The sequence below is a fragment of the Streptomyces sp. NPDC052236 genome (assembly GCF_044548015.1).
GTDB lineage: Bacteria > Actinomycetota > Actinomycetes > Streptomycetales > Streptomycetaceae > Streptomyces.
Map to the genome: position 1 here is coordinate 50,645 of NZ_JBIUBL010000006.1, position 23,824 is coordinate 74,468.

Annotated in this window: 24 protein-coding genes and 2 pseudogenes; 9 read left to right on the forward strand and 17 right to left on the reverse strand. The window is 66.5% G+C overall.

Features of this window, described 5'->3' with window-relative positions:
* Window positions 1–3: 3 nt before the first annotated feature.
* The 4 genes from ACIHCQ_RS12460 to ACIHCQ_RS12475 are packed head-to-tail and all read right to left on the reverse strand — an operon-like array spanning window position 4 to window position 4,160.
* Window positions 4–924 (reverse strand): carbohydrate ABC transporter permease, encoded by a 921-nt coding sequence (locus ACIHCQ_RS12460; protein ID WP_399660996.1) that lies wholly within the window; start codon window positions 922–924, stop codon window positions 4–6.
* Window positions 921–1,829, reverse strand: a complete 909-nt coding sequence (locus ACIHCQ_RS12465; RefSeq protein ID WP_399660998.1) for a carbohydrate ABC transporter permease — start codon at window positions 1,827–1,829, stop codon at window positions 921–923. The genes ACIHCQ_RS12460 and ACIHCQ_RS12465 overlap by 4 nt, the downstream gene beginning before the upstream one ends.
* Entirely contained in the window at window positions 1,826–3,088 is a 1,263-nt protein-coding gene (locus ACIHCQ_RS12470; RefSeq protein ID WP_399661000.1) for an extracellular solute-binding protein, read from the reverse strand. Before ACIHCQ_RS12470 ends, ACIHCQ_RS12465 begins: the two co-directional genes overlap by 4 nt.
* A 52-nt stretch (window positions 3,089–3,140) precedes the next feature.
* Complete coding sequence (locus tag ACIHCQ_RS12475; protein WP_399661002.1) at window positions 3,141–4,160, reverse strand: hydroxyacid dehydrogenase; 1,020 nt, start codon at window positions 4,158–4,160, stop codon at window positions 3,141–3,143.
* A gap of 187 nt (window positions 4,161–4,347) precedes the next feature.
* On the opposite strand from ACIHCQ_RS12475, the gene ACIHCQ_RS12480 reads away from it, so the two are divergent.
* Window positions 4,348–5,448 carry a substrate-binding domain-containing protein gene (locus ACIHCQ_RS12480; protein ID WP_399661004.1) on the forward strand — a complete coding sequence of 367 codons (1,101 nt, stop codon included), beginning with the start codon at window positions 4,348–4,350 and terminating at the stop codon, window positions 5,446–5,448.
* A 395-nt stretch (window positions 5,449–5,843) separates the two neighbouring features.
* On the opposite strand, the gene ACIHCQ_RS12485 is transcribed toward ACIHCQ_RS12480, so the two are convergent.
* Window positions 5,844–6,347 (reverse strand): hypothetical protein, encoded by a 504-nt coding sequence (locus ACIHCQ_RS12485; protein WP_399661006.1) that lies wholly within the window; start codon window positions 6,345–6,347, stop codon window positions 5,844–5,846.
* Window positions 6,348–6,943: 596 nt separating this feature from the next.
* Between ACIHCQ_RS12485 and ACIHCQ_RS12490 the strand changes: the two genes are divergently transcribed.
* Window positions 6,944–7,549 (forward strand): RNA polymerase sigma factor, encoded by a 606-nt coding sequence (locus ACIHCQ_RS12490; protein WP_399661008.1) that lies wholly within the window; start codon window positions 6,944–6,946, stop codon window positions 7,547–7,549.
* Window positions 7,542–8,564, forward strand: a complete 1,023-nt coding sequence (locus ACIHCQ_RS12495) for a hypothetical protein (protein ID WP_399661010.1) — start codon at window positions 7,542–7,544, stop codon at window positions 8,562–8,564. The genes ACIHCQ_RS12490 and ACIHCQ_RS12495 overlap by 8 nt, the downstream gene beginning before the upstream one ends.
* 73 nt (window positions 8,565–8,637) lie before the next feature.
* Here ACIHCQ_RS12495 and ACIHCQ_RS12500 read toward each other — a convergent pair whose 3' ends face one another.
* On the reverse strand, window positions 8,638–9,897 hold the full coding sequence (locus tag ACIHCQ_RS12500; RefSeq protein WP_399661012.1) for an ABC transporter substrate-binding protein: 1,260 nt from the start codon (window positions 9,895–9,897) through the stop codon (window positions 8,638–8,640).
* A gap of 164 nt (window positions 9,898–10,061) precedes the next feature.
* On the opposite strand from ACIHCQ_RS12500, the gene cutA reads away from it, so the two are divergent.
* Window positions 10,062–10,385 carry a divalent-cation tolerance protein CutA gene (gene cutA / locus ACIHCQ_RS12505; RefSeq protein ID WP_399661014.1) on the forward strand — a complete coding sequence of 108 codons (324 nt, stop codon included), beginning with the start codon at window positions 10,062–10,064 and terminating at the stop codon, window positions 10,383–10,385.
* Between the two features lie 51 nt (window positions 10,386–10,436).
* Here the strand turns inward: cutA and ACIHCQ_RS12510 are convergent.
* A pseudogene (locus ACIHCQ_RS12510) lies at window positions 10,437–11,280 on the reverse strand (NAD(P)-dependent oxidoreductase).
* A 32-nt stretch (window positions 11,281–11,312) separates the two neighbouring features.
* Between ACIHCQ_RS12510 and ACIHCQ_RS12515 the strand changes: the two are divergent.
* Window positions 11,313–11,701, forward strand: a pseudogene (locus ACIHCQ_RS12515) (winged helix-turn-helix transcriptional regulator); the annotation flags it as partial.
* Here the strand turns inward: ACIHCQ_RS12515 and ACIHCQ_RS12520 are convergent.
* On the reverse strand, window positions 11,670–12,554 hold the full coding sequence (locus ACIHCQ_RS12520; RefSeq protein ID WP_399661016.1) for an NAD(P)-dependent oxidoreductase: 885 nt from the start codon (window positions 12,552–12,554) through the stop codon (window positions 11,670–11,672). The pseudogene ACIHCQ_RS12515 and the gene ACIHCQ_RS12520 sit on opposite strands and share 32 nt — an antisense overlap.
* 49 nt (window positions 12,555–12,603) lie before the next feature.
* On the opposite strand from ACIHCQ_RS12520, the gene ACIHCQ_RS12525 reads away from it, so the two are divergent.
* Entirely contained in the window at window positions 12,604–12,954 is a 351-nt protein-coding gene (locus tag ACIHCQ_RS12525) for a winged helix-turn-helix transcriptional regulator (protein ID WP_399661018.1), read from the forward strand.
* Window positions 12,955–13,260: 306 nt separating this feature from the next.
* Here the strand turns inward: ACIHCQ_RS12525 and ACIHCQ_RS12530 are convergent, their stop codons facing one another.
* From ACIHCQ_RS12530 to ACIHCQ_RS12540, 3 genes are all read right to left on the reverse strand, one after another.
* Complete coding sequence (locus ACIHCQ_RS12530) at window positions 13,261–14,370, reverse strand: glycosyltransferase family 4 protein (RefSeq protein WP_399661020.1); 1,110 nt, start codon at window positions 14,368–14,370, stop codon at window positions 13,261–13,263.
* 88 nt (window positions 14,371–14,458) lie between these two features.
* Window positions 14,459–15,754, reverse strand: a complete 1,296-nt coding sequence (locus ACIHCQ_RS12535) for a hypothetical protein (RefSeq protein WP_399661022.1) — start codon at window positions 15,752–15,754, stop codon at window positions 14,459–14,461.
* 52 nt (window positions 15,755–15,806) lie between these two features.
* Window positions 15,807–17,063, reverse strand: a complete 1,257-nt coding sequence (locus ACIHCQ_RS12540) for a nucleotide sugar dehydrogenase (protein WP_399661025.1) — start codon at window positions 17,061–17,063, stop codon at window positions 15,807–15,809.
* A gap of 30 nt (window positions 17,064–17,093) precedes the next feature.
* Here ACIHCQ_RS12540 and ACIHCQ_RS12545 point away from each other — a divergent pair, with 30 nt between their 5' ends.
* Complete coding sequence (locus ACIHCQ_RS12545) at window positions 17,094–17,867, forward strand: glycosyltransferase family 2 protein (RefSeq protein ID WP_399661027.1); 774 nt, start codon at window positions 17,094–17,096, stop codon at window positions 17,865–17,867.
* 139 nt (window positions 17,868–18,006) lie between these two features.
* On the opposite strand, the gene ACIHCQ_RS12550 is transcribed toward ACIHCQ_RS12545, so the two are convergent.
* From ACIHCQ_RS12550 to ACIHCQ_RS12570, 5 genes are all read right to left on the reverse strand, one after another.
* Window positions 18,007–18,906, reverse strand: coding sequence for a TauD/TfdA family dioxygenase (locus ACIHCQ_RS12550; protein WP_399661029.1), 900 nt, complete (start codon window positions 18,904–18,906; stop codon window positions 18,007–18,009).
* A gap of 293 nt (window positions 18,907–19,199) precedes the next feature.
* Window positions 19,200–19,781, reverse strand: a complete 582-nt coding sequence (locus tag ACIHCQ_RS12555; protein WP_399661031.1) for a class I SAM-dependent methyltransferase — start codon at window positions 19,779–19,781, stop codon at window positions 19,200–19,202.
* Window positions 19,778–20,365 carry a DUF6624 domain-containing protein gene (locus ACIHCQ_RS12560; RefSeq protein ID WP_399661033.1) on the reverse strand — a complete coding sequence of 196 codons (588 nt, stop codon included), beginning with the start codon at window positions 20,363–20,365 and terminating at the stop codon, window positions 19,778–19,780. Before ACIHCQ_RS12560 ends, ACIHCQ_RS12555 begins: the two co-directional genes overlap by 4 nt.
* A 2-nt stretch (window positions 20,366–20,367) precedes the next feature.
* A complete protein-coding gene (locus ACIHCQ_RS12565; protein ID WP_399661035.1) occupies window positions 20,368–20,802 on the reverse strand; it encodes a hypothetical protein in 435 nt (144 codons plus the stop codon).
* A 134-nt stretch (window positions 20,803–20,936) separates the two neighbouring features.
* Window positions 20,937–21,359, reverse strand: coding sequence for an ATP-binding protein (locus ACIHCQ_RS12570; RefSeq protein WP_399661037.1), 423 nt, complete (start codon window positions 21,357–21,359; stop codon window positions 20,937–20,939).
* Between the two features lie 262 nt (window positions 21,360–21,621).
* Between ACIHCQ_RS12570 and ACIHCQ_RS12575 the strand changes: the two genes are divergently transcribed.
* Both ACIHCQ_RS12575 and ACIHCQ_RS12580 read left to right on the forward strand, forming a co-directional pair.
* Entirely contained in the window at window positions 21,622–22,467 is an 846-nt protein-coding gene (locus ACIHCQ_RS12575; RefSeq protein WP_399661039.1) for a helix-turn-helix domain-containing protein, read from the forward strand.
* Between the two features lie 15 nt (window positions 22,468–22,482).
* Window positions 22,483–22,686, forward strand: a complete 204-nt coding sequence (locus tag ACIHCQ_RS12580) for a DUF397 domain-containing protein (RefSeq protein ID WP_399661041.1) — start codon at window positions 22,483–22,485, stop codon at window positions 22,684–22,686.
* A 598-nt stretch (window positions 22,687–23,284) separates the two neighbouring features.
* On the opposite strand, the gene ACIHCQ_RS12585 is transcribed toward ACIHCQ_RS12580, so the two are convergent.
* Window positions 23,285–23,713: a hypothetical protein gene (locus ACIHCQ_RS12585; protein WP_399661042.1), complete on the reverse strand. Its 429-nt coding sequence runs from the start codon at window positions 23,711–23,713 to the stop codon at window positions 23,285–23,287.
* Window positions 23,714–23,824 lie beyond the last annotated feature (111 nt).

The window sequence follows — 23,824 nt, forward strand, 5'->3', positions numbered from 1 at the left end:
ACCTCATCCCTTCATTCCGCTGGTGGCGATGCCGCGTACGAAGTAACGCTGGCCGAACAGGAAGATCACGAGGATCGGCAGGACGGAGAGCACCGAGCCGGTCATGATCATCGCGTACTGCGCGTCGTACTGACCGACGAACGAGCGCAGGCCGAGCTGGACCGTCCACAGGTTGTTGTCGGTCAGATAGATGAACGGGCCCATGTAGTCGTTCCAGGTGTTGACGAACGTCAGCAGCGCGAGACTCGCGAGGGCGGGCTTGGACAACGGCAGGATGATGCGGGCCCAAATGCCGTACTCGCTGAGACCGTCGAGGCGCGCGGCCTCGCTCATCTCCTCCGGGATGGTCAGATAGAACTGCCGCATCAGGAAGACGCCGAAGGCGCCGAACGCCTGGAGCAGGATCAAGGACCAGTGGCTGTTCACCAGTCCGACTTCCTGCATGATGATGTACTGCGGGATCATGTACGCCTGCCAGGGCACGGCGATGGTGGCGATGTACCCCATGAACAGCACGTCGCGCCCCGGGAAGCGCACCTTGGCGAAGCCGTAGGCGGCGAAGCTGCCCGTGAGCACCTGAAGGAACGTGATGACGACGCTGAGGAACAGCGAGTTCCCCAGGTAGGTCGCCAGCGGGATGTCCGTCCAGATGTCGACGAAGTTGTCCCAGTGGTAGCTCGTGGGGATCCACTCGATCGGCACCGTGAACACATCGCTGTCGGCCTTGACCGAGGAGATCAGCATCCAGGCGAACGGCAGCAGGATCACCGCGGCCAGGACGACAAGGCTCGTGTAGAGCGCCGCGCGGCCCGCCACCCGGCGAATCCCCCCGCCGCGGGGGCGGTTCGCCTGGTCGTCGGCACCCGGCAGGCGTGGTGCCGTGCCGGCGGGCGGACTGTCCTTTCTCACGACGGTCGTGTTCATCGCTCGCTCCTGCGCTGGAATTGGAACTGGACGAGTGTGATGACCAGGACGATCGCGAAGAGGGCCAGGGAGATGGCCGAGGAGTAGCCGAAGCGTCCTTGGGTGATGCCCTCACGGAAGATCAGCTGAGAGAGCACCAGCGACGAGCGGCCGGGCCCGCCCTCGGTCATCACCTGCACCAGGTCGAAGATCTTGAAGCTGGAGATGGTGAGCATCATCAGCACGAAGAAGGTGGTGGGACGCAGGCCCGGGAGGGTGACGTGCCAGAAGCGCTTCCACGCTCCCGCGCCGTCGACGCGCGCCGCTTCGTACAGCTCGGGAGGCACGGTCTGCAGGCCGGCGAGGAAGAGCACCATGTAGTAGCCCATGTCCCGCCACACGCTGGTCAGGACGATCGCGGGCAGCGACCAGTCCGAGGACGTCGTCCACCCCGGGGGGTTCGCCACTCCGATGTACTTCAGCAGCTGGTTCACCGGACCGACGTCGGGGCTCAGCAGCATGTTCCAGACCACGGCCACCGCCACCAGCGAGGTGATGTACGGGAAGAAGAAGGCCGTGCGCAGGAGTCCGACCCCGCGGAGCTTCTGGTTGAGGACAACGGCGAGGCCGAGGGAGGCCGCCAGGGTGAGCGGGATGTGTCCCACCGCGTACCAGGTGGTGTTCTTTACCGCGGTCCAGAAGTTGTCGTCCTGCGCCATCCGCTCGAAGTTGTCGAACCCGATCCACTGGGGGGTCGAGTAGGAGTCCCAGTTGGTGAAGGCGATCACAAAGGCGCCGATGACCGGTATGAGCGTCAGGGCCGCGAAGCCGATGAAGTTGGGCAGGATGAAGCTCCAGCCGACCAGTGCGCTGCGCCGCCGCCGCCGTTTGACGGCGGCGGCGTTCGTCGCGGAGACCGATGTCACTGGACGTCGTTCTTCACGCGACGGTTCATCTCAGCGATGCCCTTGTCCGCCGACTTCTCACCGGACATCACGATCTCGTGCTCCTCCTTGAGGATCAAGTCGATGTCGGAGGCCTTGTCGCTGACCGGCATCTCCAACTGCACCTTGGAGGGCTTCATGGCCTGCCGGGACAGGGCATCGGTGGGCATGCCCTTCACCGCGAAGAAGGCATCGGTGATCGCGGCGTCGGTGTACGACGGCACGATGCCGATCTTGGCAACGGCCGCGGCGCCTTCGGGACCCGAGGCCCACTCCACGAACTTCTTGGCCGCGTCGGCGTTGCCCGACTTCTTGTTGACGGCGAAGGCTGTCGGCGAGCCGAAGGTCACCGTCTTGCCGTCGGCGGCGATCTGAGGCATCGGAGCCATGCCCCAGTCGATCGCGTGCTTGCCCGCCGCCTTGTCGCCTATGAGGCGGGCGCCCCACCAGGTGCCCATGGGCACCATCGCGGCCTTGCCGGTGGTGAGCTGGGAGTCGTACGTGATCTTCTGGCTGATGGCGGTCGCGAACGGCAGCGCGGCGCCGGACTTCTCCAGGTTGTTGGCGACCGCGTACTGATCCTTCAGGAAGCCGTAGTCACCGCCGAGCTGGTCCCCGCCGGTCTGCGCGGAGGCGATCGCATGGACCACCGAGCGCCAGGTGTGCTGGTAGGCGCCGTAGACCTTGGACGATCCCGAGCCCTTGGTGAGCTTCTTGGCCAGAGCCTGGTAGTCGGTCCACGTCAGCTTGGACAGGTCTTCCTTGCCGACCATGGCCTTGTTGTAATAGAGCACCCAGAAGTCCTGGCGGTAGGGCAGCGCGTAGTACTCACCCTTGAGGTCGAAGTTCTCGAGTCCCGCGTACGACGCCTTCTTCAGCTTGTTGACCTCGTCGGTGAGCGGCATGAGCTGGCCGCGGGTGCCGTACCTGGCGTAGTCGGTGACGTTCTTCATGGTGAGCACGTCGGTGGTGTCACCGCCGGCCAGCATGGTGGTGACCTTGTCCGAGTAGTCGTCGGCGAGGATGTCGACGGGCTGGATGTCGATCTTCGAGTTCTTGGCCTCGAAGCCGTCGATCAGCGCCTTGAACTCCGGGGTGGTCTCGTAGTTCCACAGCGCGATCTTGACGATCGTTTTGCCGTCGGAGGTCGTCCCGGACCCCTCACTACCGCTACAGCCCGCGACACCGAACAGGGCAACGGCGAGCGCCACAGGCAGCACTCGTACGGTGGTCTTTCTCATGGTGCGGCTCCTTCGATTTCGGTGATGTGTGTGCGTGGGGGGCTGGGGGCGGTCAGGCACTCAGGCCCTGCGCCCAGCTCTTCGCGGTGATCTCCGCCGAGAGCGGCTGTCGGGTGGTCCAGCGGACCAGTTCGTCCAGGGCGTGATCGGTCAGCCGGCCGATCTCGGTGCCGAGCGATCCTGCCACATGGGGTGTGACCATGACCCGGCCCAGACCCCGCAGCGGGGACTGAGCCGGAAGCGGCTCCGGGTCGGTGACGTCGAGGATGGCGAAGAGGCGCCCGGAGAGGCATTCGGCGGCCAGGGCGTCGGAGTCGATGAGACTGCCGCGCGCGGTGTTGATGACCGTCGCGTGGTCGGGCAGAAGCCGAAGCTGCTCCGCGCCGATCAGGTGCCGGGTCTCCCGGAGTTCCGGGGCGTGCAGTGACAGCACGTCCACCCGGGGCAGGAGTTCCTCCAGGTCGACCAGCGTGGCACCGGCGCGTGCGACCTCTTCGGGATCGGCGTGCGGGTCCGCGACGAGGCAGGTCGTACCTCCCAGTACGCGGAGCAGGTCGACGACCTTGCGGCCGATCCGGGAGAAGCCGACGATGCCGACCGTACGGCCGTAGTTGGACAGGTCTCCGTAACCCTTGACCGATCCCCAGCCGCCGTAGGCCCGTTGTTCATCGGCGGCGAGAAAGGGTGCCTTCTTCCCGGCGAAGATGATGGCCGCCAGGGTGTACTCGGCGACGGGTGTCGCGTTGGCGTCGGCGCCGCTCGAGACACTGATCCCGCGCCGGTAGACCTCGTCGTCGACCAGTCCTCGCACACTGCCCGCGCAGTGCAGTACGGCACGGAGAGCCGGTGCCGCCGCCAGCCGCTCCGGGGTGAGCCGCGGCGCTCCCCACGAGGTCACCAGCACCTCGACCTCGGCGAGGCGCTTGCGTACGAGGTCGCTGTCGAGCTCGTCGGTCCAGAGCGGTTCACCCAGGGCCGCCAAGTCCGCGAGCCGCGCAATCCGGTCGGCGTCGAAGTGTGCTTCGAAGCTCGGCCTGCTCATCACGACCAGCGCGTGCGGCCTCGTCGGCATTGAGTCTCAGGTCCTTCCTGGAGGGATTAACAGACAGACACGTAATCGAACAGACGGGTTAAGGACACGTTCCGTTTCGAAGACGTGAGGACAGAGATAGTCTCAAATGGACCTGAACCACTAGTGGTGACACAGATACGAAACCAAACGTTCAGATACGAACAGCGGGACAGAGAGAGTGGCGCTCATGGCCGACGACCGGCTCTTCGCCCTGCAGCGCAGGGAACGTGTCATGGAGGAGTTGCGCCGGCACGGCGCCGTACGGGTCCGCGACCTGGCGCAGACCCTGGAGGTCAGCGAGCTCACCATCCGGCGGGACATCGTCGCTCTCGCCGAGCGCGGCCTGCTCACCAAGGTGCACGGAGGCGCTACCCTGCCGACCGACCTGGACCCTTCACCGGCACCGCTGCGTCGTCAGCGCACCGGAGCGGCCCCCTTCACCATCGGCATCGTCGTACCATCGCTGGACTACTACTGGCCGCAGATTGTCAGCGGCGCACGCACCGCGGCCGCCGCGCTCGGCGTCAACATCCAGCTGCGGGGGTCGAGTTACGACCCGGCTGAAGACCGTCGGCAGATCACCCGGCTGACCGCCGCGCAACAGGTGCAGGGGTTGTTGCTGGCACCCAACCTGGAGGACGACGGCGTCGACCAGATGATCGACTGGATCGGCCGGCTTCCGGTGCCGACCATCCTGGTCGAGCGTCAGACACCGCACTGGACCGCGACCCCGCGCCAGTTGGAGTGGGTGCGCAGCGACCACGCCCTGGGCATGGAGATGGCTGTGCGCCATCTGCACGAGCACGGGCACCGCAGGATCGGTCTGGTGCTGTCCAAGGGCAGCCCTACCTCGGCGCACCTCGACGTCGGGTGGACGCGCGCGTGCACAGAGCTGGGTCTGCCAGGTGATTTCGTGGTCAGGGAGAGCCTGAGCCTGGATGTGCCCGGCCACCGCGACATCATCAGCGGTATCCTCGACCGCTGCCGCAGGTCGGGCATCACCGCACTGATCGTGCACAGCGACCCCGACGCGATGTCCATCGCCCAATACCTTGCGGAACAGGGTGTTTCCATCCCCGGCGACATGGCGATGGTCAGCTACGACGACGAGGTGGCGCACCTGGCCGAACCCGCGATGACCGCGATCCGGCCGCAGAAGGCGCGCGTGGGACGGGTGGCCGTCGAGATGATGGTCTCCCGCCTGATGGAGGGCAAGCGTCGCCCGGCCCAGCGCGTCCTGGTCCTGCCCGACCTGATCATCCGAAGCTCCTCGGTAACTCCTCGGTAGCTCCTCGGTAGCTCAAGGGCTCGATCACTGCCTCGCAGTGCTGCCCGACGACGGAAGCGTCGCGTCAAGGGCGGCCACTGGGTCGCACTCGACGGCCGGCCGATGATGGTGGATGTCGGCAAACCGACCTGCACGGCATCGAGTTTCGGACCCGACCGTTACGAGGCGTGGCCCATCGGATCGAGCTGGCACAACGTCCCGGAACCGGGGGTGACCCGGCCGCGGTGGGCGAGTTCGTCGAGTTCGCGCAGCCACGCGTCGAGGTGGCCTCCGCCAGTACAGCTACCGCGAAAACGGCGAGAGCATGCCTGGCGGTTTACGCGAAGGGTCCGTCAGCCGAAAAGCTGACGGACCCGCGCGCAAGATCGAGGTCAATAGCCCGCGATCAGAGATCGTCAGACGAAGCAGTCGAAGCTGGACCTTTTGCAATAGCGGTGGCCGATTACGGTCCGGGCGCTGTCGGGGGTGGCTGCGGTCGCCTTCTGCTCCCACCTGATGAGGACCCAGGCGGGGCCGCCATCTGTGGTCGTTCTCACCGGAACGCTCACCGGGTGGACACCTTCAAAGCACTTCCAAGCGCTCGAACCATCCTCCCCTATGGGAACATAAGCGACGGTCAGCCCGACGGCGTAGATTCGTCGGCACTGGTTGGCACCACTGGGAATATAGTGATTCCCGGCGATACCCACAGACTGTTCGGACCACGCGTTGGTCCCCTTGGCCGTCGAATTGCCGTAGTACATGGTCCATTCATTGGTCTCCCCCGCCGCCAGAGCGGGCGCTGCCGCCACGGCAACCACCGCCGCGGCAGCGGCCATTACGCCTACGGCAGTCTTCAGCTTACGCATGTTTCCTCCGGAATAACCTTCGGGGGGAATCGTCGCGCCGGGATCGATCACGACGATGGTCAGAGTATGCGTTCCTGCAGCCCGCCCAGGAGAAGATATTGAGCCATTCCCACGTGGGCGGAATTTCAGCCGATCGGACAGAACACAAAAAAAACCAAGCGCCATCCATTCGGAAAGAATGGACGGGCACTTGGGTGCAACAACAGGAAAATGGTTCGCCAAAAAAGCCGGCGGATTATTCAGGGTCCAATGTTTCGTGGGACCCTCAAGTCAATTGGCGGCCGAGACGGTGTCGAAGACACCCCCAGCAGCCCTCTGCTCAACCGCCGTCCGGCAGGCGCGGTATGTCAACAGACTCCCCTCCCCCAGGCACACACCCGGCCCTCACGGCCCGGCATGCGCACGATCACCCGTGATCAATCGCGCCCCTCACACCTCTACTTACCCGAAGCCACCAAATGGGTTCACGGGCCTGCGCACCACCCGGCTCCCGGCTCCCGGCATCCGGCGTCCCCGCGTCGGGGCGTCCCGCGCCAGGGCCTCCGCGGGTCAGGGTCTCCGCGGGTCAGGGGCGACCGCCATGAACCCATTCGCGGGCTTCGGGTAATAACGGGTGTACCCGACGGCCAGCAGATACGGGAGAGCGCGTGGACGGCCCGCCCGGCAGACCTGACGAGGATGCCTCCATCATCGCCGACTCCCTGGAGCAGCCCGAGCTCTTCGGCGAGCTCTACCACCGGCACGCCGCCTGCATCCATCGGTATGCGGCCCGTCGGCTCGGCGAGGGGCTGGCCGAGGACATCACCGCCGAAACGTTTCTGACCGCCTTCCGTACGCGTACGCGCTACGACCTGACCCGTGCCCACGCCCTGCCCTGGCTCTACGGCATAGCCGCCAACCTCATCGGAAAGCAGCGCCGTGCCGAGGTCCGGGCGCTCAGGGCGATGACCCGCAGCGGCCACGACCCCGTGGCCGATTCCTGGACCGATCGGTGCGACAGCAGGATGACGGCCCAGGCGGTACAGCGTCCGCTCGCTGGTGCCCTGGCCGGCCTGTCGGCAGGTGACCGGCATGTGCTGCTGCTGGTCGCCTGGGCCGATCTCGGCTACCAGGAAGTCGCCGAAGCGCTGTCCATCCCGGTGGGCACGGTGCGCTCCCGCCTCAACCGGGCCCGCAAAAAGGTCCGTTTCGCTCTGGGTGGCGCGGACCCCACGCTCGTATACGACCTCAAGGAGGTGGCCGGTCATGGATGAGATCGCAGCGGTCCGGCAGCTGCGCGCGGACGTTCCCGTGCCCGACCACGCCCGGCTCACCCCGGCCCGGCAACGGCTGCTGGACGTGATCGCCAGGCCGCGGCGCAGGCACGGCAGGTGGAAACTCGCGGCAGTCGGCGCGGCGGCCGCGGTGACGGCGGCGTCCCTGCTTTCCACACTGCTGTCGACGCACGGGGGCGCTCCATCCGCGACGTCCACACCCCAACCGGGCCAGTGGGTGCACCAGCGGGTCCGGTGGGACACGTGGCAGTGCGGCACGGGAGCCAGCACCTATGGGTTCAGCGAGGTCGGCTCCTTCGATCTGGGGCCCTCTTCGCAGCCCTGCGCGGCGATCCCCGCGAAGCCGCTGTACCAGGACAAGTGGATCCGCTACGACGGCGGAGCGCTGGCCACGGCCGACGAGAGCTCGAAGGACCCGGATGACGTGGACGTGTGGAACGGCCACTACCAGGGAGGGTGGGAGATGCTCCCGCCCCAGCTCTCGGACGCCCTGGTGGCCGACCTCCCGGACGACCCGGACACCGCGCTGGCGATGATCCGCGAGCGGTCCATCGCCAGCAGGCTCGTCAGCGCGCAGCGCCTGACCCAGGCCCAGCGGGACTTCGTCGAGATCGTGGAGATTCTCTCCGGCTCCCCCGTCATCGCGCCCGACCGGAGCAGGGCGATCTACCGGATCATCCTCGGTCTTGAAGGAGCAACCAAGCCGATCGAGGTGACCGACGGGGCAGGACGGGCAACCATCGTGATCGGCATCGACGGCAACTTCCGGGATCACGCGGACGAACGCAACAGCATGCAGGTGCTGCTCGACCCGGACACCCTTGCCTACCGGGGCGTCCGGTATGTAGCCGGAATCAGCTATTCCGTGGGCGGCAAGTCCTCGGGGGGACCTGCCGTGGCGAAGGACACGGTGATCGCCACGGCCACCCGGGTCTCCACCGCCATCGTCGACAAAGCCGGCCGGCGAGCCGCTGAAAATCCCCGCTCTCCTTGATGACGAGGACGACGACGAGGACGAGGAAGAAGAAGGGCCCCTGGTCTCCAGTCCTGCGCACGCCCGGCTCTGCTCAGCGCTCCCGCGCCAGCAGGTCGTCGGCCGTCCGGGCGGCCGAGTCAAGAGCTTCTTTGGGACTCTTCCTGCCCGTCAGCGCCGCCTGGATTTCCGGCGCGAGCAGGAGCATCAGCCGGCGTGCGGCCGGATGGGGCTCACCGGGATAGACATTCGCCAGCGCCGCTTGGTACTGCTTCGTGAACGGCGAATCACTCGGCACGATGACATCGGCACGCGGCGAGAAGTAACCGCTCGCTCTGCCCAGGGACTTGATCTGCTCCGGCTGGGTCATGAAGGCGAGGAACTTGTCCGCGCTCGCCCTGTTCTCGGATTGTGCGTTGACGCTGAGAGCGCCAGGAATCCCGAACGCGACCTCCCTGGCGGGGCCCCCGAGCGGGGTGCCCACCACGACATTCCCAGCACCCCAGGATTCCGCGGCCCAGTCCGCGTCGGCCAGGACGACGGAGTAGCCCATGGCTGCCTGTTGCTTGCCAAGGGCCTGGCCGTCGAGGAAGTTGCTGTTCGTCATCGACGACTCAGGAACCGACCCCGCCTTGTAGAGGTCGGTGAGGAAGGTGAGCGCCTCGACCCCCTCCGGGCTGTTGAAGGCGACCGTCCTGCCGTTTTCGGAGAAGACGCTGCCGCCGGCCTGCCACAGCAATGGATAAAAGTTGAGGTTCAGAGTTGCCTCGTTGTCGGCGGAATAGTCGAGGAGGGCGACTCCGTTCTTCTTCAGCTTGGGGGCTGCGGCCTTGATCTCGTCCCAGGTGGCGGGCGGTGTGGTGACACCGGCGGCGTTCAGCAGCCTCTTGTTGTAGATGGTGGTCGTGACGGTCATATAGATGGGCGCGCCGTATATCTCGCCATCGTGTTTCATCACGTCCAGGGCCGCGGGCAGGAACTTGCCCGCGCTGTCCTTGAGTGCCCCGTCCACCGGGCTGATGGCGCCGCTGGCGGACCACTGGGAAATCTGATCGGGCGTCAGCAAGACGACGTCCGGTCCTTCCCCACTGCCCAACCCGGTGGCGATCTTCTGGTCGCGGGATTCCCACGGCTGCTGCTCGACGGTGAGCCGCACGCCGGGCGTGGCCTTCTCGAAGTCCCTCTCAATGTGCTTCCAGTACGCGGAACTCGCCTCGGGGTCGGTAATCACCGGGTACATCCAGACGGTGACGGTCTTCAGCTCCGCACTGCTGCCGTCGCCGCAGCCGGCGAGGAGGGCGGTCAGCGTGAACAGTGCCAGGGATGCCGCGGCGAGCTTCCTGCCTGCCGTCATCGACCCTCCGGAGGGCATGAGAAACGGCGCAGGACCCTCAGTCGGTCTGCGCCCGAGCTGAAACTAGCCGGGCGCATATGCCGCGTCAATGCCGCCTCGGTAGCGGGGGCCGGTGCCGCCGGCTCCTCTTCGTGCCGGGCGGGACGCCTTTTACGCTCGTCACCATGACGACTCCTGAGTACGCCGTGGTGACGACGACAACCGACGCGGAGGAGAAGGCTCGCTCCCTCGCCTCCGCGGTGATCAGTGGGCGGCTGGCCGCCTGCGCCCAGGTCTATCCGATCTCGTCCGTCTACCGGTGGGAGGGAAAGGTGGAGCAGGAGCGGGAGTGGCGCATCGACTTCAAGACGCGCGGCGATCTGGTGGACAGGCTCGCGGAGCGCATCGGCGAGCTTCACGACTACGACACCCCCGAGATCATCGCCGTACCCGTCCACTCAGGCAGTCCGGCCTACCTCAACTGGGTGACCGCGGAGACTCAGAGCTGACTCGAGGCGGCCGCGGTTATGGCGACTCGCGCCTCGGGGCACCCAACTGCGTCACACCATCTGCTCCGGCTTCCTGAGCACCTCGGTCAGGGCGGAGATGCTGTGGTCTCCATGGCCGGCCTCGACGGCCCGCCTCAGCAAGTCATGCAGGGGAGCGTGCCAGGCCACGTCGATGTTGGCCTCCTGGCCGAGCTGTTCGTCGTAGGCGATTCCCGCGTGGAAGACGTTGACGGTGGAAAAAGGGCTTGCTGTAGTCACCGCTGTCGATCTCCTGAGCCAGCAGTGGCAGGACGGAGTTGATCATCTCCAGCCACTTGACGGTGAACCGCACCAGCGTGCTCGCTTCCAGCCCGCGCGCCTGGACCATGGCGGCCCCCTGGAAGAAGCCGACAAGCGCCGGGAGCAGGGTGCCGCCCACCGCCATCTCGTAGAGGGCGGCAAGGTCGGGCTCGTCGCCGAGGTGGACGGTGTCGCCGCCCAGCACCTTCAGCGCCGACTCGTACTCGTCGAAGACGGTCTTGTCGCCGCCGTAGTACAGCAGGGTGTCCGGCGCCCCCACGGCCGAAGGCACATTCTTTACCGCCCCGTCGAGGAACCGGGCGCCGTGACCGGTGGCCCAGGCGGCCGTCTCGCGGGCGCCGACCAGGGATCCGCTGTTCAGGGTGACCAAGGCGCGCCCATCCAGCGCGGCGACGGCGGGCTCCAGGGCCTGGAGCGTGTCGTCGTATGCCGTCAGGCAGGCGATGACGAGCGGGCTTGCCGCGACTGCGTCCTCGACCGCCTCCGCGTGGACCGCTCCCTTGGCCACGAGCAGTGCGGCTTTCGCCGAACTGCGGTTCCATACGGTCGTCGGGTGCCCGGCGTCGATGAACGCCTCGGCCAGTGCCCTGCCCATCGAACCCAGCCCGATGACGGTCACGGCAGACCTATACCTGCGGATTCGACGCCGCACCATCGCCGTCATGGGGGGCAAGTGGAAGGGGCTGATCCTGTTCTCACTCGGCGAAGGACCGCTGCGCTTTGGCGAGTTGCGGCGAGCGGTGCCCGGCATCAGCGAAAGGATGCTGATCCTTCAACTGCGGGAGATGGAGACCAGTGGCCTCGTGTACCGCGAGGTCTATCACCAGGTCCCACCGAAGGTGGAGTACTCGCTGACCGAGTTCGGCCGCTCCCTCAACACCGCGCTCGCGCCGCTCGGCGAGTGGGGCGAGGAACACATGGAACGCATCGAGTCCCTGGCTGAGACAGCCGGGTTCCAGCTGTCTCAGCCAATCTCAGCCCTCACTAGCGGCCGAGGACCTCCGCTATGCGGGTGAACCCGTCGCCGCCGTGGCCCAGTCCGATGGCGCGACGGGCCATGCCCTCGGCTGCACGCATCACGCCCGCGTCGATCCCATGGGCCTCGGAGGCGTGGATGATATGGGCCATGGACGATGCCGCCGAGGTCATCGGATTGCCCTCGCCGGAGAAACTGCCGTTGTCCACTTCCTCCGCGGACTGCTCGAAGATCGGCGGGAGGATCGCGCCGATGCCCATGGCGAACGGTGCCAGCTCCCGCGCGGTGATGCCCTCGGCCCTCGCCACGGCCAGCGCGTGCACATAGCCCGCCATCGCGGTCCAGAAGATGTCGAGCAGAGCGATGTCGTACGCCGCCGCCCGGCTGATCCCCTCGCCGAGGTGGGTGTGGGTGCCGCCCAGCGCATCCAGCACCGGGCGGTGCTCCTCGTAGAGCTCCTTGGGACCGCTATGGATGAACACCGCGGCCGGCGTTCCGATGGTCGTGGTCGGCGTCATGATGGCACCGTCCAGGTACGGGATGCCGTGTTCGGCCGCCCAGCGCTCGGCGTCCCGGGCCCGGTCCGGGGTGTCGGCGGTCAGGTTGACGACCGTGCGCCCCTTGAGCGCGTCAGTGACCGCATCGCGCCGCAGAATGGCGTCCGCCGCGTCGTAGTTGACTACGCAGACCACGGTCAACGCGCTTGAGGCGACCGCCTCCTGGACCGATCGGGCGCCGACTGCGCCCCGCTCGACCAGCTCCCGGTCCCGGCCCGGCGTCCGGTTCCAGACCGTGGTCCGCAGACCGGCATCCAGGAACGCTCCGGCGAGGGCCCTGCCCATGGGCCCCAGACCGAGCACGGTGACGCCAGACTGTTCGATGTGTGAAGACATGACTCAACTCCCATAAGAATATCGGCAAACGGTAATAAATAGGATGAAAATGATGCGCAGTCGTGCTGAGGACCCGAATGTCTGCGGGGTAACCGCCGCCATCGCCGTGATCGACGGCAAGTGGAAAACGCTTCTGCTCTGGCTGTTGGAATCCGGTCCGCACCGCCCCGGCGAGCTGCGTCGGCAGATGCCGGCCATCAGCGAGAAGGTGCTGACTCAGGCGCTCCGTGAGATGGAGACCGACGGACTGGTGCACCGGGAGGTGCTTGATGTGCTGCCGCTGAAGACCGTGTACTCCCTGACCGCGTTCGGCCGCGAACTCTCCGAGGCGTTGGCTCCCCTTTCCGACTGGGGCCACCGCCGCCTGGAGAAGCTCACCGAGGCCCAACCAGCAACCTGATGCATAGAGCTTCTTCCCTGCCGTATCCGGCGGCCTCTGACCGCCCACCACCAGGTTCAGCCCCGTTCCGACCCGCGACAAGTACCCACAAAAAAGTGGCTACTGCGGGCGGCGCGGGCTGCCGTTGCCGGGGACCTTTCTGCATTTGGGGCAGGATTTACGCCTCTCGCCTGCGCGGTCGCGGACCTCGGGGGCGAGGGCGCCGCGCAGGACGAGCAAGCCGTCGCGGTCGAAGGCGAAACTGGAATACGCGACACCTGAACATGTGACCTAACCAGTCCAGAGGCCGGTCTCGAAACACCGGCGTTAGGAGGTAACGCGGAGCGTCAGTTCGCGAAGCTGGCGGCCGGTGGTAGTGATGTCGTATCGGCGCGCGTTATTGAGAGCCGCCTTGGTCAGGGCCTTGCGCCGGTGGAAGTCCCGGCCCATCCCGTCCAGGGCCACGGCCAGCGAGCGCGGGTCGCCAGGAGTATAGGGAACGCCAGCGCTCCCGAGGATTTCCCTCACACCGGGAAGATCGGAGTAGGCAACCGGAAGTCCGTGGGCTTGGGCCTCAATGAGGACGAGCCCGAAAGCCTCCAGACCCCTGGTTGTGAAGACGAAGGCGTCGAAGTTCGGCAGGCGGCGCCACAGTTCGGCGCGGGGCAGGAACGGATCAAAATGAACCCGGTTCCGGAGCCCGAGTTCGATAGCCCGCTGTTCCAGATGCTCCCGTAGGATTCCTTCGCCGATCACGGTCAAGTGGTGCGGCTGATCGGTTAAAGCGAGGGCTTCGACGGCGGTGATCGTGGATTTGTTATCGTCCAGACGACCGGCGTGCACCAGAGACAGCGGTCCGGTTCCAGTAGGCAGTTGATCGCGTACCCGGGCATCGCTCAAAGCGATACCCCACGGGATGACGGTGAGTCGATCGGTGAGTCGGCGTCGGGTGAGACGGTCGATGCGGTCAGCGAGGGCGGAGGTCGGAACTACGATCGCGGCGCTTGCGGCAGCAACTTCATTCAGTACCTCGCGTTCCGATGCGCTGCGCTCGGCAACCATCACGTCGGTGCCGTGGGCGATGGCGATGATCGGGATGTTGCCAGCAGTTCGGGTGAACGCCAGGCTGAGAGCGAACCCGAGGTACTGGGCGTGAATGACATTCGGCTGAATCTTCTCGATGAGCGCACCGACCTCACGCGTCAACTCCTCAACGTAAGGGTCGAAGTCCGGGCCGTGAGGGCGTTTCGTCGTGGAGAGGGTGATCAGCTGATCAAACGCAGCCTTCCAAGCCTGATCGACCGGCGCCCTGCCCAGGAAGGTCGTGTGGATTTCAGGCATCGCGCCGTAGAGATCGTTGACGAGGATCATACTCCCGGACGAAGGCACGGAGGTGCGGTTGATGCCGGTCAGGATGTTCAGGAGCTTGGTGGCCATGTGGAACCTCCATTCATGGATAACCGTTGGGGGGAATCGGAGATCGGGCTCCCAGGGCCAACTCGACTCGTGAATCATCGGTAGCGTTCTACATCTCGCGCTGACGGGGAGGCGCCCACCACGACGCCAGGTGCGGCGTGAAGACGGCCATGACCTCCTCGGCCGGATGCAAATAGCCCCTACCGTCCAGTTCTGCCGTCCATACTCTGACTGCCGATCGGGGGTAGACGGGATTTATCCCTATCTCTCCCTTGGGGAGGATCCCATTGAAGGGGGTAGGTATTCCCTCACTGTTCCAGTAGTCCCACGCCTCAAGAGCCTTGGATTTCTCGAAGCAGTGGTACAACTGCCGATAGCGGGCCATGTACCGGATCTCGCGGAAGACCATCTGGCCGATCAGTCCAGGCGCGGCTTTCTGCATCGTACTGAGATCAGCGCCCTGGAAGGTGACTGATTCCGCATCCTGGGACGGGTGCAGCGCGGTCCGGGCGAACAGGTGGGACAGCCGTCGCCGGACGTACTCAGCGACTCCCGGGTCGAGATCCGGTTCTAAGCCTTCGATGAGCTGGACGAGCCTGTGATGGCGCGGATTGAAACGCGCCAGGTCGAACAACTGCTCCATGCCGTCCACGGCGGCGAAGGCGAGTCGTTTGTAGAGCCAGTTGTTCAGCTCTCCCGCCTGGGCATAGGTCTTGGTCTCCGGAGTAACGGAGTGGAGCATCAGGTATTCGGACAGAACCTCAAAGTAGAGGTAGCCGAGGAACGGCACGTGGGCCACGGCGTCGGACAACTGGTCGATGAACTCGGGTGCCGGAGTGGCATGCCCGGCGGCGTTGCGCAGGGCGACGTCGAGGAACACGGCCGCGGCGCGCAGCCCGGCCAGCACGGCGCGGTCGAGCTGGTCGTTCTCGGCCGGGGTGAGGAAGCTCTGGTAGCGCAGGTAGGTACGCAGGTGGATGGCACCGAGATGCAGGTAGTCGACGCCCTTGGGCCGGATCGGGGCATCCGGGATGACCTCGAAAATCATGGGCTTGGTGGAAGGCTTCGTCCGCATCAGGTAGGCGCCGAGGTTGTGTGGGCGCAGTCCCTCGCGCTGACTGGCGAGAGGCGAGCAGTACAGGGCTCCGACCAGGCAACCGGTGGAGACGTGCAACTGCCGGCTGGTGCGGATGGCGTCGATGTCCCTGGTGACGTGCAGCAGGTACATCGGCTTTCCGCTGACGAGCGCTTCGGTCATGGCGTTGTTCTGTATCAGCCAGCCGTTGGGGGTTGAGCGTTCCAGGTAGTGGCGCCAGTCGCTCTCGCTTTCGGCCAGCGAGGCAGGAATGCGACGCTGCACGGGCATGGTGTAGTCCGTGTGGGCGTGTTCCCATTCGTCGCGCAAGAGAACTCCCAGGGATGGAAGATTCGGCAGCGGGTCGGGGGGATTCGAGGAGCTAAAGGGTCTCGACGTTCGGTCCGGACAGGCGGTTTCGGCAGTCGAGAACATAGGTCGCGTATTTCTCGATCATCGGGAGGTCGAATCGTGCGTGGTCCATGAGAAGCACCACGGCATCAGCGGCCGCGACCTCCTCCGCGCTCGCATCCACCCGGGGCACGTTCAGCTCGGTGTCGTCGCCCTCCGGGATGTTGGGATCGGCGCCGCGCACCTCGGCGCCGAGGTTGATGAGAAGTCCGGCGACACGTGCCGAAGGTGAATTGCGAAGGTCGGTGGCGTTGTATTTGTAGGTCAGGCCGAGCAGCAGGATCCGAGATCCGTTGATGGTCATGCGGCGCTTGTCGAGTGCTTCCACGAGACGCCGGACGACGTAGTCGGGCATGTGGCGGTTCACGTCGTCGGCGAGTTCCACGAACCGGAAAGGGACGCCGAGCTCCTGCTGGACCTTCCAGGAGAGGAACAACGGGTCGACGGGCAGGCAGTGCCCGCCGACTCCCGGCCCCGGGGTGAACCGCGTGAAGCCGAAGGGCTTGGTCGCGGCGGCGTCGATCGCCTCCCAGATGTTCACGCCGAGGGGAGCCGCCAGCGTCGCCATCTCGTTGACCAGGGAGATGTTGACGAACCGGAAGACGTTCTCGATCAGCTTGGCCATCTCGGCGACCTTGGTCCCGGACACCGGAACCGTTGTCTGAAAGATGCCGTCGTAGAAACCCTTGATCGCATCGAGTGATTCGGCGTCGATTCCGGACACCAATTTGGGCGTCCCGTCGAACGACCACCTCTTGTTCCCCGGAGCGATGCGTTCGGGACTGAATCCAGCCAGGAAGTCCACCCCGCCTTTGAGGCCCGAGGTCTTCTCCAGGATCGGCAGCAGCAGTTCCTCGGTGGTGCCGGGATAGGTCGTGGACTCCAGGACCACCGTCGCGCCGGGGCGAAGGTTCTCGCCCAGCGTCCGGGCGCAGGACTCGATGTAGGTCAGGTCGGGCACGCCGTCCCGCAGCGGGGTCGGCACGGTGATCACCGCGATGTCGAAGCCGGCCAGCGCGGCGGCGTCGGCGGTCGCGGAGTAGGCCCCGGTGTCCAGGACCGCGCGGAGTCGCGAGGAGGCCACGTCCTCCACATACGAATCGCCGGCGATGAGCCGCTTGATGCGGTCCGTGTCCACGTCGTAGCCGACGACGCGATGGCCCACCTCGGCGGCGCGTACGGCGAGCGGCAGTCCCACGTAGCCTTGGCCGGCGACAACAACTTCCATGACGACTCCAACTGGGTAAGGAGCACCGCTGTGCCCCTGGTTTCTGTGGTGATGCCTGTGCACAATTCGGCGGCCACGCTCGGGCCCTCAGTCCGGTCGGTGCTTGCGCAGACCCACCCCGATCTCGAACTACTGATCACGGACGACGGATCCTCGGACGGTTCGATGGATCTGCTGAAAGAGCTGGCTCGGCAGGACGAACGGGTCCTGCCGGAGGCAGCGGCCCGGCAGGGAGGCGCGGCCCGGGCCCGCAACCTGGCCATCGCGCGGGCCCGGGGTGACTACATCGCCTTCCTCGACAGCGACGACATGTGGCTTCCGACGAAGGTCGAGAAACAGCTCGCCTTCGCCGCGACGGCCGGGACGCCCCTCACGTTCACCTCCTACTACAAGATGGACGCCCTGTACGAGGGCGAGGCCGCCGACTTCGTCCCGAACGGGCGTGTGGTGTGGGCGCTGGAGCGCGTGGACTACAGCGCGATGCTGGTCCATGACCACATCGGCGCCCTGACCGCCATGTACGACCGCAGGGTGGTCGGGACGAGGCTGATGCCGGACATGCCGAAGAGGCAGGACTACGCGCTCTGGTTGTCGATCATGCGGGATGGGACTCCCGCGCGGGCGCTGCGGGAACCGTTGGCGGTGTACCGGGCGCAGCGGGCCGGGTCGCTCTCGTCGAACAAGCTGTCGCTCGTCCCGTACAACTGGAACCTCTACCGTCGGCACGAACAGCTCTCGGTGTTCCGGTCGGCTCGGGCTCTGGCCGGGGCGGCATGGCACTCGGTGCGGAAGTCGCGGATCTAGCACCCGTTCACGAGCTCGGGGCGATCGGCGTGTCCGTTCGGGGCGGTGCCCGACCGGGCCCCGCCCCGTGGCCCTGCCGCGTGCTCGGCGGCTGGACCCGGGGGGCGGGACTCGGTGGGTCACCGGTGCCGTCGGCCGGCTACGCGGCCGAGCCATCGCCGGCCCTCGCGCGCAGGAACAACTGGAGGAGCAGCCGCCTGTCGGCGCCGGGGACGGTCTCCTGGCCGCTGTGGAGCGCCTCCCGGCCGTGCAGGAATCGGCGCTGATTCACGATGAGGTAGTCCCCGGGCTGGAGCATGAAGGAGACCTGACCCCGGACGAGCTCCTCGGCGAGCTCCCGGGCGGCGTCGGCGTGCGCCTGGCCGAGCTGGGACCGCTCCAGCATCTTGGCGGTGAACCGGACGAACCCCTCACCCGGGTCGGAGCCGTCCAGGATCGGAAACGGCTTGTACTCCTCGCCCACGCCGAACAGGTCGAAGAAGGTCCCGTAGTTGTAGGCCGTCTCGGCCAGGAGGGCGCGGCTGTCCTCCGACAGCCGCGCCACCGCCGCGTAGGCGTCGGAGAGGATGCTGGGGCCGCCACCGAGCGGGTCGGGGCGGACGCACAGGAGCGTGGTGTACTCCGGGGGCCGGGTCGCGTTCACCAGGTCCATGTGGAAGGCGTTGTACCCGATGCCGCTGGAGCGGCCGGGGTCCTTGTCGACCTTGACCCCGATGTCCTTCCACAGGGGCCACCGCGGGAAGGGCGAGAAGGGGACCGCCACCTCGGCCGCGAAGGCCGTCGCCAGCCGCCGCAACCGGTCGCCGGTCCCCAGGGCCTTGGCGAGGTTCCCCAGGCGCAGCACGGCGTATCCGCCGCCCTCCCCGGTCAGCGCGTGGCGCAGGGTCGGGGCGGTTTCCTCGAACCGCGGGGTGGCCGTCAGCTCGGTCCGGTACTCCTCCATGGTGGACTGCGCCAGGAACGAACCGTCCAGTTCCCAGGGCGGGAGAAAACGGTCGATCAGAGCGGCTTCGAGTTCGCTCGGGATGTCGATGAACACGCGGAGCTTCCTTCTCTCTTGGGGTTCTGGGGGTGTCGTTCGGGTGCTGCTGCTGTCGTCCGGGCGCCGAAGGCGGTCCGACAGCGGGTGGGCCTCGTCAGGCCGTGGGGGCCTCGGGGTCGTGCCTGTCGCCAGGGTCACCGGCGAGGGTCCGCATCGGCGTTGGTTCGATGGAACCGCTCGGGGAGCCGTGACCGACAGCGGGTTTGTGCCGTGTGTAAACGGGCTTGCAGCCGGTACAAACGGGGGTCCTCGACCGCCTCACCAGCGAACAGGGGCTCGGCGGGAATCAGCTACGTGGCCGGGGAGCGCAGCATCAGGCAGGCCAGGTGACCGCGCAGGTCGTAGCGGTAGGCATGGGCCCACCCGTGGGCAAGGTCGGCTACTTCCGCTTCGGTCATTGCGCCGGGTTGTGGGGTGGGCTCGTCGATGACGGGTACGACGACGTACATCCGCCCGCCGGGCCGTAGCCAGTGGTCGCGGACGCGGCGCAGCCACGCGGCCGGATCCTTGAGAAAGGGCAGGACGAGTCGGCACACCACAAGGTCGATGCCGTGCTGTGGCAGGGCGGGAGGGTCCCCGGCGTTGAGGTCATGGTGCAGGTAGCGCACTGCGGGAAGGCAGGTGCGCCGGGCGGCTGCGAGCGCGTTCTCGGCGAAGTCCACACCGGTGACGTCGAAGCCGAAACGGTGCAGTTGGCGGCTGAACGCCCCGGTGCCGCAGCCTGCGTCGACAGCGACCTGGCCGCGTCGGATGAGGAAGTGGTGGGTGAAGTGCATCAGCTCCGTATCGGTGATCAACCGGAACATCTGCCCGTCCTCCTCCCACACGTTCCAGACAGCAGCGGAGGGGGATTGTGGCGTTGCAGTCCTCATGCGGAGCACCTTCCTGTGAGGGGTTCGGCGGGGCCGGGAGGGTCGGTGGTCGGATGGCCGGTGTGATGGCGCCGGATGCGTTCGGCTCGTTCGGCGTAGGGCGGGAGGCCGACACTGGCACGGCGGGCGTCGAGGTTGTGGGGCTCTGCGATCGGGTGAGGCACCAGGCCGGCGGGCCCGTATCGGTGCTGTGTGCCGTAGAGCTGCGGGCGGCCCTGATGTACGCAGCACCGGTCATAGAGGTGCGCCCACTGCTGCAAAGTCGCCTCTCCGTGCCGGACCGCTTCGTTGATCAGCCGTAAGGCGGAGAGCTGGAATGCGGGATCGTCGTCGGCGTGCAGGGCGATCAGCCACGCGGCTCGCGCGGCTTCCTCGCCAACGAGGCTGCGACCGGGCCACCCATGGGTGAGCACGATGCGCCGCAGGACGTGGGCGTTGGCGCGGTCGAGGTGCCGCATCGTGCTGATCTCGGCCGCTGTGGCCTTGGCGCGCTCCGCGACGGGGAGGTGCCAGTTCCGCTCGGCTGCCTGGACACCAGCAAGGAGGTCGCGGGCGATGTCCGGCCGCTGTGGCTCCGGCGACATGATCACACCTCCGCTGCCTGGGGTGCCGATACGGGCCGCCGCGCGGTCACGGGCTGCTTGATGCCCAGCTCCACCGACGTCAGCACGGGAGGGTGCGACGCCGCGTCGCGGTCGGGGCCCGTCCCGATGATGGGGAGCACGAAGACGGGGTGGGCGGTCCAGGTCCAGCGACCGATGGGGGTGGCCAGCTCAAACGCATACGGCCTGCCCCTGCGCAGTTCGCGGATGGCTGCCTCTGCGCCGCGGTGGTTGCCGAGCCAAGCCCAGACGCGGTCGAACGTCTCACGGTCAAGGCGAGGAGTCAGGGACCGTACGGACTCGCGCACCCAGTCGACGGCCTGAGCCGAGACTGTGGTGGTGATGTCGTCGAGCGGGCCTGTCGTGGGCACTTCGCAGACCTGATCGATATGGCACCAGTAGGCGCGGGTGAGTCTCACGCCGACCACCCGCCGGGGGTAGGGGAGATGCGTACGTTGGCATCCAGGGGGATCGGCCAGGCGAGGATCAGCGTGCTCAACGGCGACTTCGCGCCCGTCATGGGCAGCCAGGGCAGGGTGGATGTGCACCGCCTTCATGCCGCGACCTCCGCCGAGGTGACACGCGAGCGGATCTCGAACCACACGTCCTTGCCCGTGGCGCGCGGCACGACACCCCAGGCGTCGGCCATCTCGTTCAGGACGAACAGTCCCCGCCCGCTCTCGGCGATCCAGTTCGGCTCACGGACCTTCGGCAAGACAGTGCTGGTGTCGCTGACGACTACGCGCACACCATCGGGCAGGCGTTGAAGCAGCAGGACACACTCAGGGGAGCCGGTGTGCTTGTCCACGTTGGACAGCAGCTCATGGACGCACAGCGTCACGGGCTCGGCTAACTGCCCGCATCCCCAGTAGCGCAGATGCGCGCCGACGATACGGCGGATACCCGCGAGCGCCCGCGGATGAGCGATCAGCTCCTGTCGGTACTGCTGCGTGCCTGCCTCTGCCATGACGTCCATGGCTCCTCCAGCGCCTGATCAGCGCGTTCGCGAACGGGTCGACGCTCTGTGATGCCCCAAGCGCCCTATGTAACGCACAACAGAGTGGACCCATCTATCCTCGTACCGCAACTCAGTTGGGCCACAAAGTTGTAGATTCATAAGGAGCGGTCTACTCCGTTGTCATATGACGAGTTGTGGAGGCACTGTCGTCCCGTACGACATAATGGCGCTCAACACGCCTGGAGGAGGAGCTACGTTGCCAAGCCACCCACGACCCACCGTGCGACGACGCAAGCTCGGCGGCGAGCTCAAGCGACTACGCGAAGCGGCCGGCGTCAAGATGGAGGAGGCCGCCGAGCGCATCGGCGGCGACAAGTCCAAAATCTCCCGCCAGGAGAACGGCCGACAGGGCGTCAGCAAGCTGGAGATCGAAGCGCTGCTGACGCTGTACAGAGTGGAGGATCAGAAGCTCAAGACAGCCCTGGCTACGCTGGCCAGGGAAGGACGCCGCAAAGGCTGGTGGGCCCAGCACAACGACATACTGCAAGAACCGTTCCAGGAGCGACTGGCCATCGAGTCCGACGCCGCCCGCATCCACGCGTTCCAGCCCCTGCTGGTCCCTGGCATCCTCCAGACGATCGAGTACGCGACGGAGACCATCCACTCCGTAGACAAGAAGGCATCCGAGGAAGAGGTCCAGCAGCTCGTCTCGGTCCGCATGAACCGTCAGGAGATCTTCAAGCGGGACAACCCGCCCCAGTACGTGTGCGTCCTGGACGAAGCGGTGCTCCGACGCGAGGTCGGCGGGCCACGGGTGATGGCCGCTCAGCTCCAGAAGCTGATCGAGGTCAACAACCCGCCCAAGCTCACGATCCAAGTCATCCCGTTCGGGCAGGGATGGCACGCCGGACTCGACGGGCCCTTCAGTCTTTACGCGTACCCCGACCCGATGGATCTCGACGTCGTCAACCTGGACTACCTCGACGGGGCGCTGTATCTGGAGGAAAATGGCCCCGTTGAGCGGTACAAGCTGGCCTTTGACGAGCTCCGAGCTTCCGCCCTACCCTCACGACAATCCATGGACCTGATCTCGCAGACAGCGCGCGACTTCCAGAAGAGAACTTAGAGGCAGGTACACCAGATGACGCGGCACAACCTCCCCGAGGACGCCTGGCAGAAGTCCTCCTACAGCGGTGACAACGGGGGGCAATGCGTCGAGAAGCAGCTGACCGCCGATGGCCTCGTAGCCGTCGGCGACAGCAAGAACCGCTCTCTGGGAGCTCACACCTTCGATCCCAAGCAGTGGCAGGTCTTCATCACGGCCGTCCGAAACGACACCATCTGACGCGAACACCGACAGCCGAGATCCTCACGATCGTGCTGGCCGGGTACATTGCTCGAACAGCAGCGTGACGTTCAGGCGTACGCGAAGGTGTGGGACGAGCAGACAGCCGCCGCCATGTCCCCGGCCGAGTCCCAGCAGTACCTTGGCCGATGTTCCTGGCGGTCACGGGGTGGAGCGCCGGTGAGCGCAGAATGACCTAATCGCGCTCTACGACTACGACACCGGTGCCGCGGCCCCGGTGGACATTCTCCGCCGACGCCACGGTGATGTACGACTACGACGAGGGCGTGACCCGTAGACGGCGGCTCCGACGCGCCGCTGTCCAGCTGGAAGTCCCAGCCCAGCGGCTGGTATGCCAGCAGCTCCGGCGACCCGCTTTCCGGCGACACGGACGACGACAGCCGGGCCGACCTCATGGCCATGTACAACTACGCGATCGGCGCCACCCGGGCCTTCACGTTCCCGGGCTGGGCCGACGGCGGATTCGAGAACCCGAACCGCTCCTGGTACGCGGAGCCGGGCACCTGGTGACCGTTCCTTCCGCCACCTGATGCGAAAACCGCCGGGCACCCTCCAGGTGCCCGGCAGTTCACCGAGGTCAGGCCGCGCGGGCCTCGCCCGAGGTCGAGGTGCGGCCGGGGGTCAGTGCGCCGCCTTGGCGGAGTACGGCATAGCCCACGCCGATGCCGATCGCCACCGGCCACTCAAGGACATCCACGGCGCCCAGTACCCCGAGGCCGAGGTAGAGCGGCAGGCCTCCCTTGGCCGGCAGGACCTGGCGGGCAACTGCCACCGGGAGCAGTGCCGCGTTTGCCGCGCCGCTCGCGACGCGGCCGGCGGTGGGGACCGTGATGGTGATCTTGCGCTGTCCGTCGCTCTTGGCAGGCGTCGCGGTCTTCGCAGTCTTCGCGGTCTTCGCGGTCTTCGCGGGTGCCTCGGGCGTCGCGGGAGTCGCTTTCTTCGGCTCCGTGCCGGACTTTGTCCTGCCCTGCGAAGTGCGCTTACGAGGTGATGGTGAGGTGGCCACGGATCTCACGTCCATAGATGCCGTACGGGCAGATTTTCTATGATGTTTGCCTACATTTAAGGGTAATGGACTCCCTGAACGTGTGCCTCCGTGGCCCTTCTGCGACGGTTG

Coding starts and splice junctions, on each gene's coding strand:
- ACIHCQ_RS12460 (WP_399660996.1), bottom strand. CDS start 924: ATGAACACGACCGTCGTGAGAAAGGACAGTCCGCCCGCCGGCACGGCA.
- ACIHCQ_RS12470 (WP_399661000.1), bottom strand. CDS start 3,088: ATGAGAAAGACCACCGTACGAGTGCTGCCTGTGGCGCTCGCCGTTGCC.
- ACIHCQ_RS12475 (WP_399661002.1), bottom strand. CDS start 4,160: ATGCCGACGAGGCCGCACGCGCTGGTCGTGATGAGCAGGCCGAGCTTC.
- ACIHCQ_RS12480 (WP_399661004.1), top strand. CDS start 4,348: ATGGCCGACGACCGGCTCTTCGCCCTGCAGCGCAGGGAACGTGTCATG.
- ACIHCQ_RS12495 (WP_399661010.1), top strand. CDS start 7,542: ATGGATGAGATCGCAGCGGTCCGGCAGCTGCGCGCGGACGTTCCCGTG.
- ACIHCQ_RS12500 (WP_399661012.1), bottom strand. CDS start 9,897: ATGACGGCAGGCAGGAAGCTCGCCGCGGCATCCCTGGCACTGTTCACG.
- cutA (WP_399661014.1), top strand. CDS start 10,062: ATGACGACTCCTGAGTACGCCGTGGTGACGACGACAACCGACGCGGAG.
- ACIHCQ_RS12520 (WP_399661016.1), bottom strand. CDS start 12,554: ATGTCTTCACACATCGAACAGTCTGGCGTCACCGTGCTCGGTCTGGGG.
- ACIHCQ_RS12525 (WP_399661018.1), top strand. CDS start 12,604: ATGATGCGCAGTCGTGCTGAGGACCCGAATGTCTGCGGGGTAACCGCC.
- ACIHCQ_RS12530 (WP_399661020.1), bottom strand. CDS start 14,370: ATGGCCACCAAGCTCCTGAACATCCTGACCGGCATCAACCGCACCTCC.
- ACIHCQ_RS12540 (WP_399661025.1), bottom strand. CDS start 17,063: ATGGAAGTTGTTGTCGCCGGCCAAGGCTACGTGGGACTGCCGCTCGCC.
- ACIHCQ_RS12555 (WP_399661031.1), bottom strand. CDS start 19,781: ATGAGGACTGCAACGCCACAATCCCCCTCCGCTGCTGTCTGGAACGTG.
- ACIHCQ_RS12560 (WP_399661033.1), bottom strand. CDS start 20,365: ATGTCGCCGGAGCCACAGCGGCCGGACATCGCCCGCGACCTCCTTGCT.
- ACIHCQ_RS12570 (WP_399661037.1), bottom strand. CDS start 21,359: ATGGACGTCATGGCAGAGGCAGGCACGCAGCAGTACCGACAGGAGCTG.
- ACIHCQ_RS12580 (WP_399661041.1), top strand. CDS start 22,483: ATGACGCGGCACAACCTCCCCGAGGACGCCTGGCAGAAGTCCTCCTAC.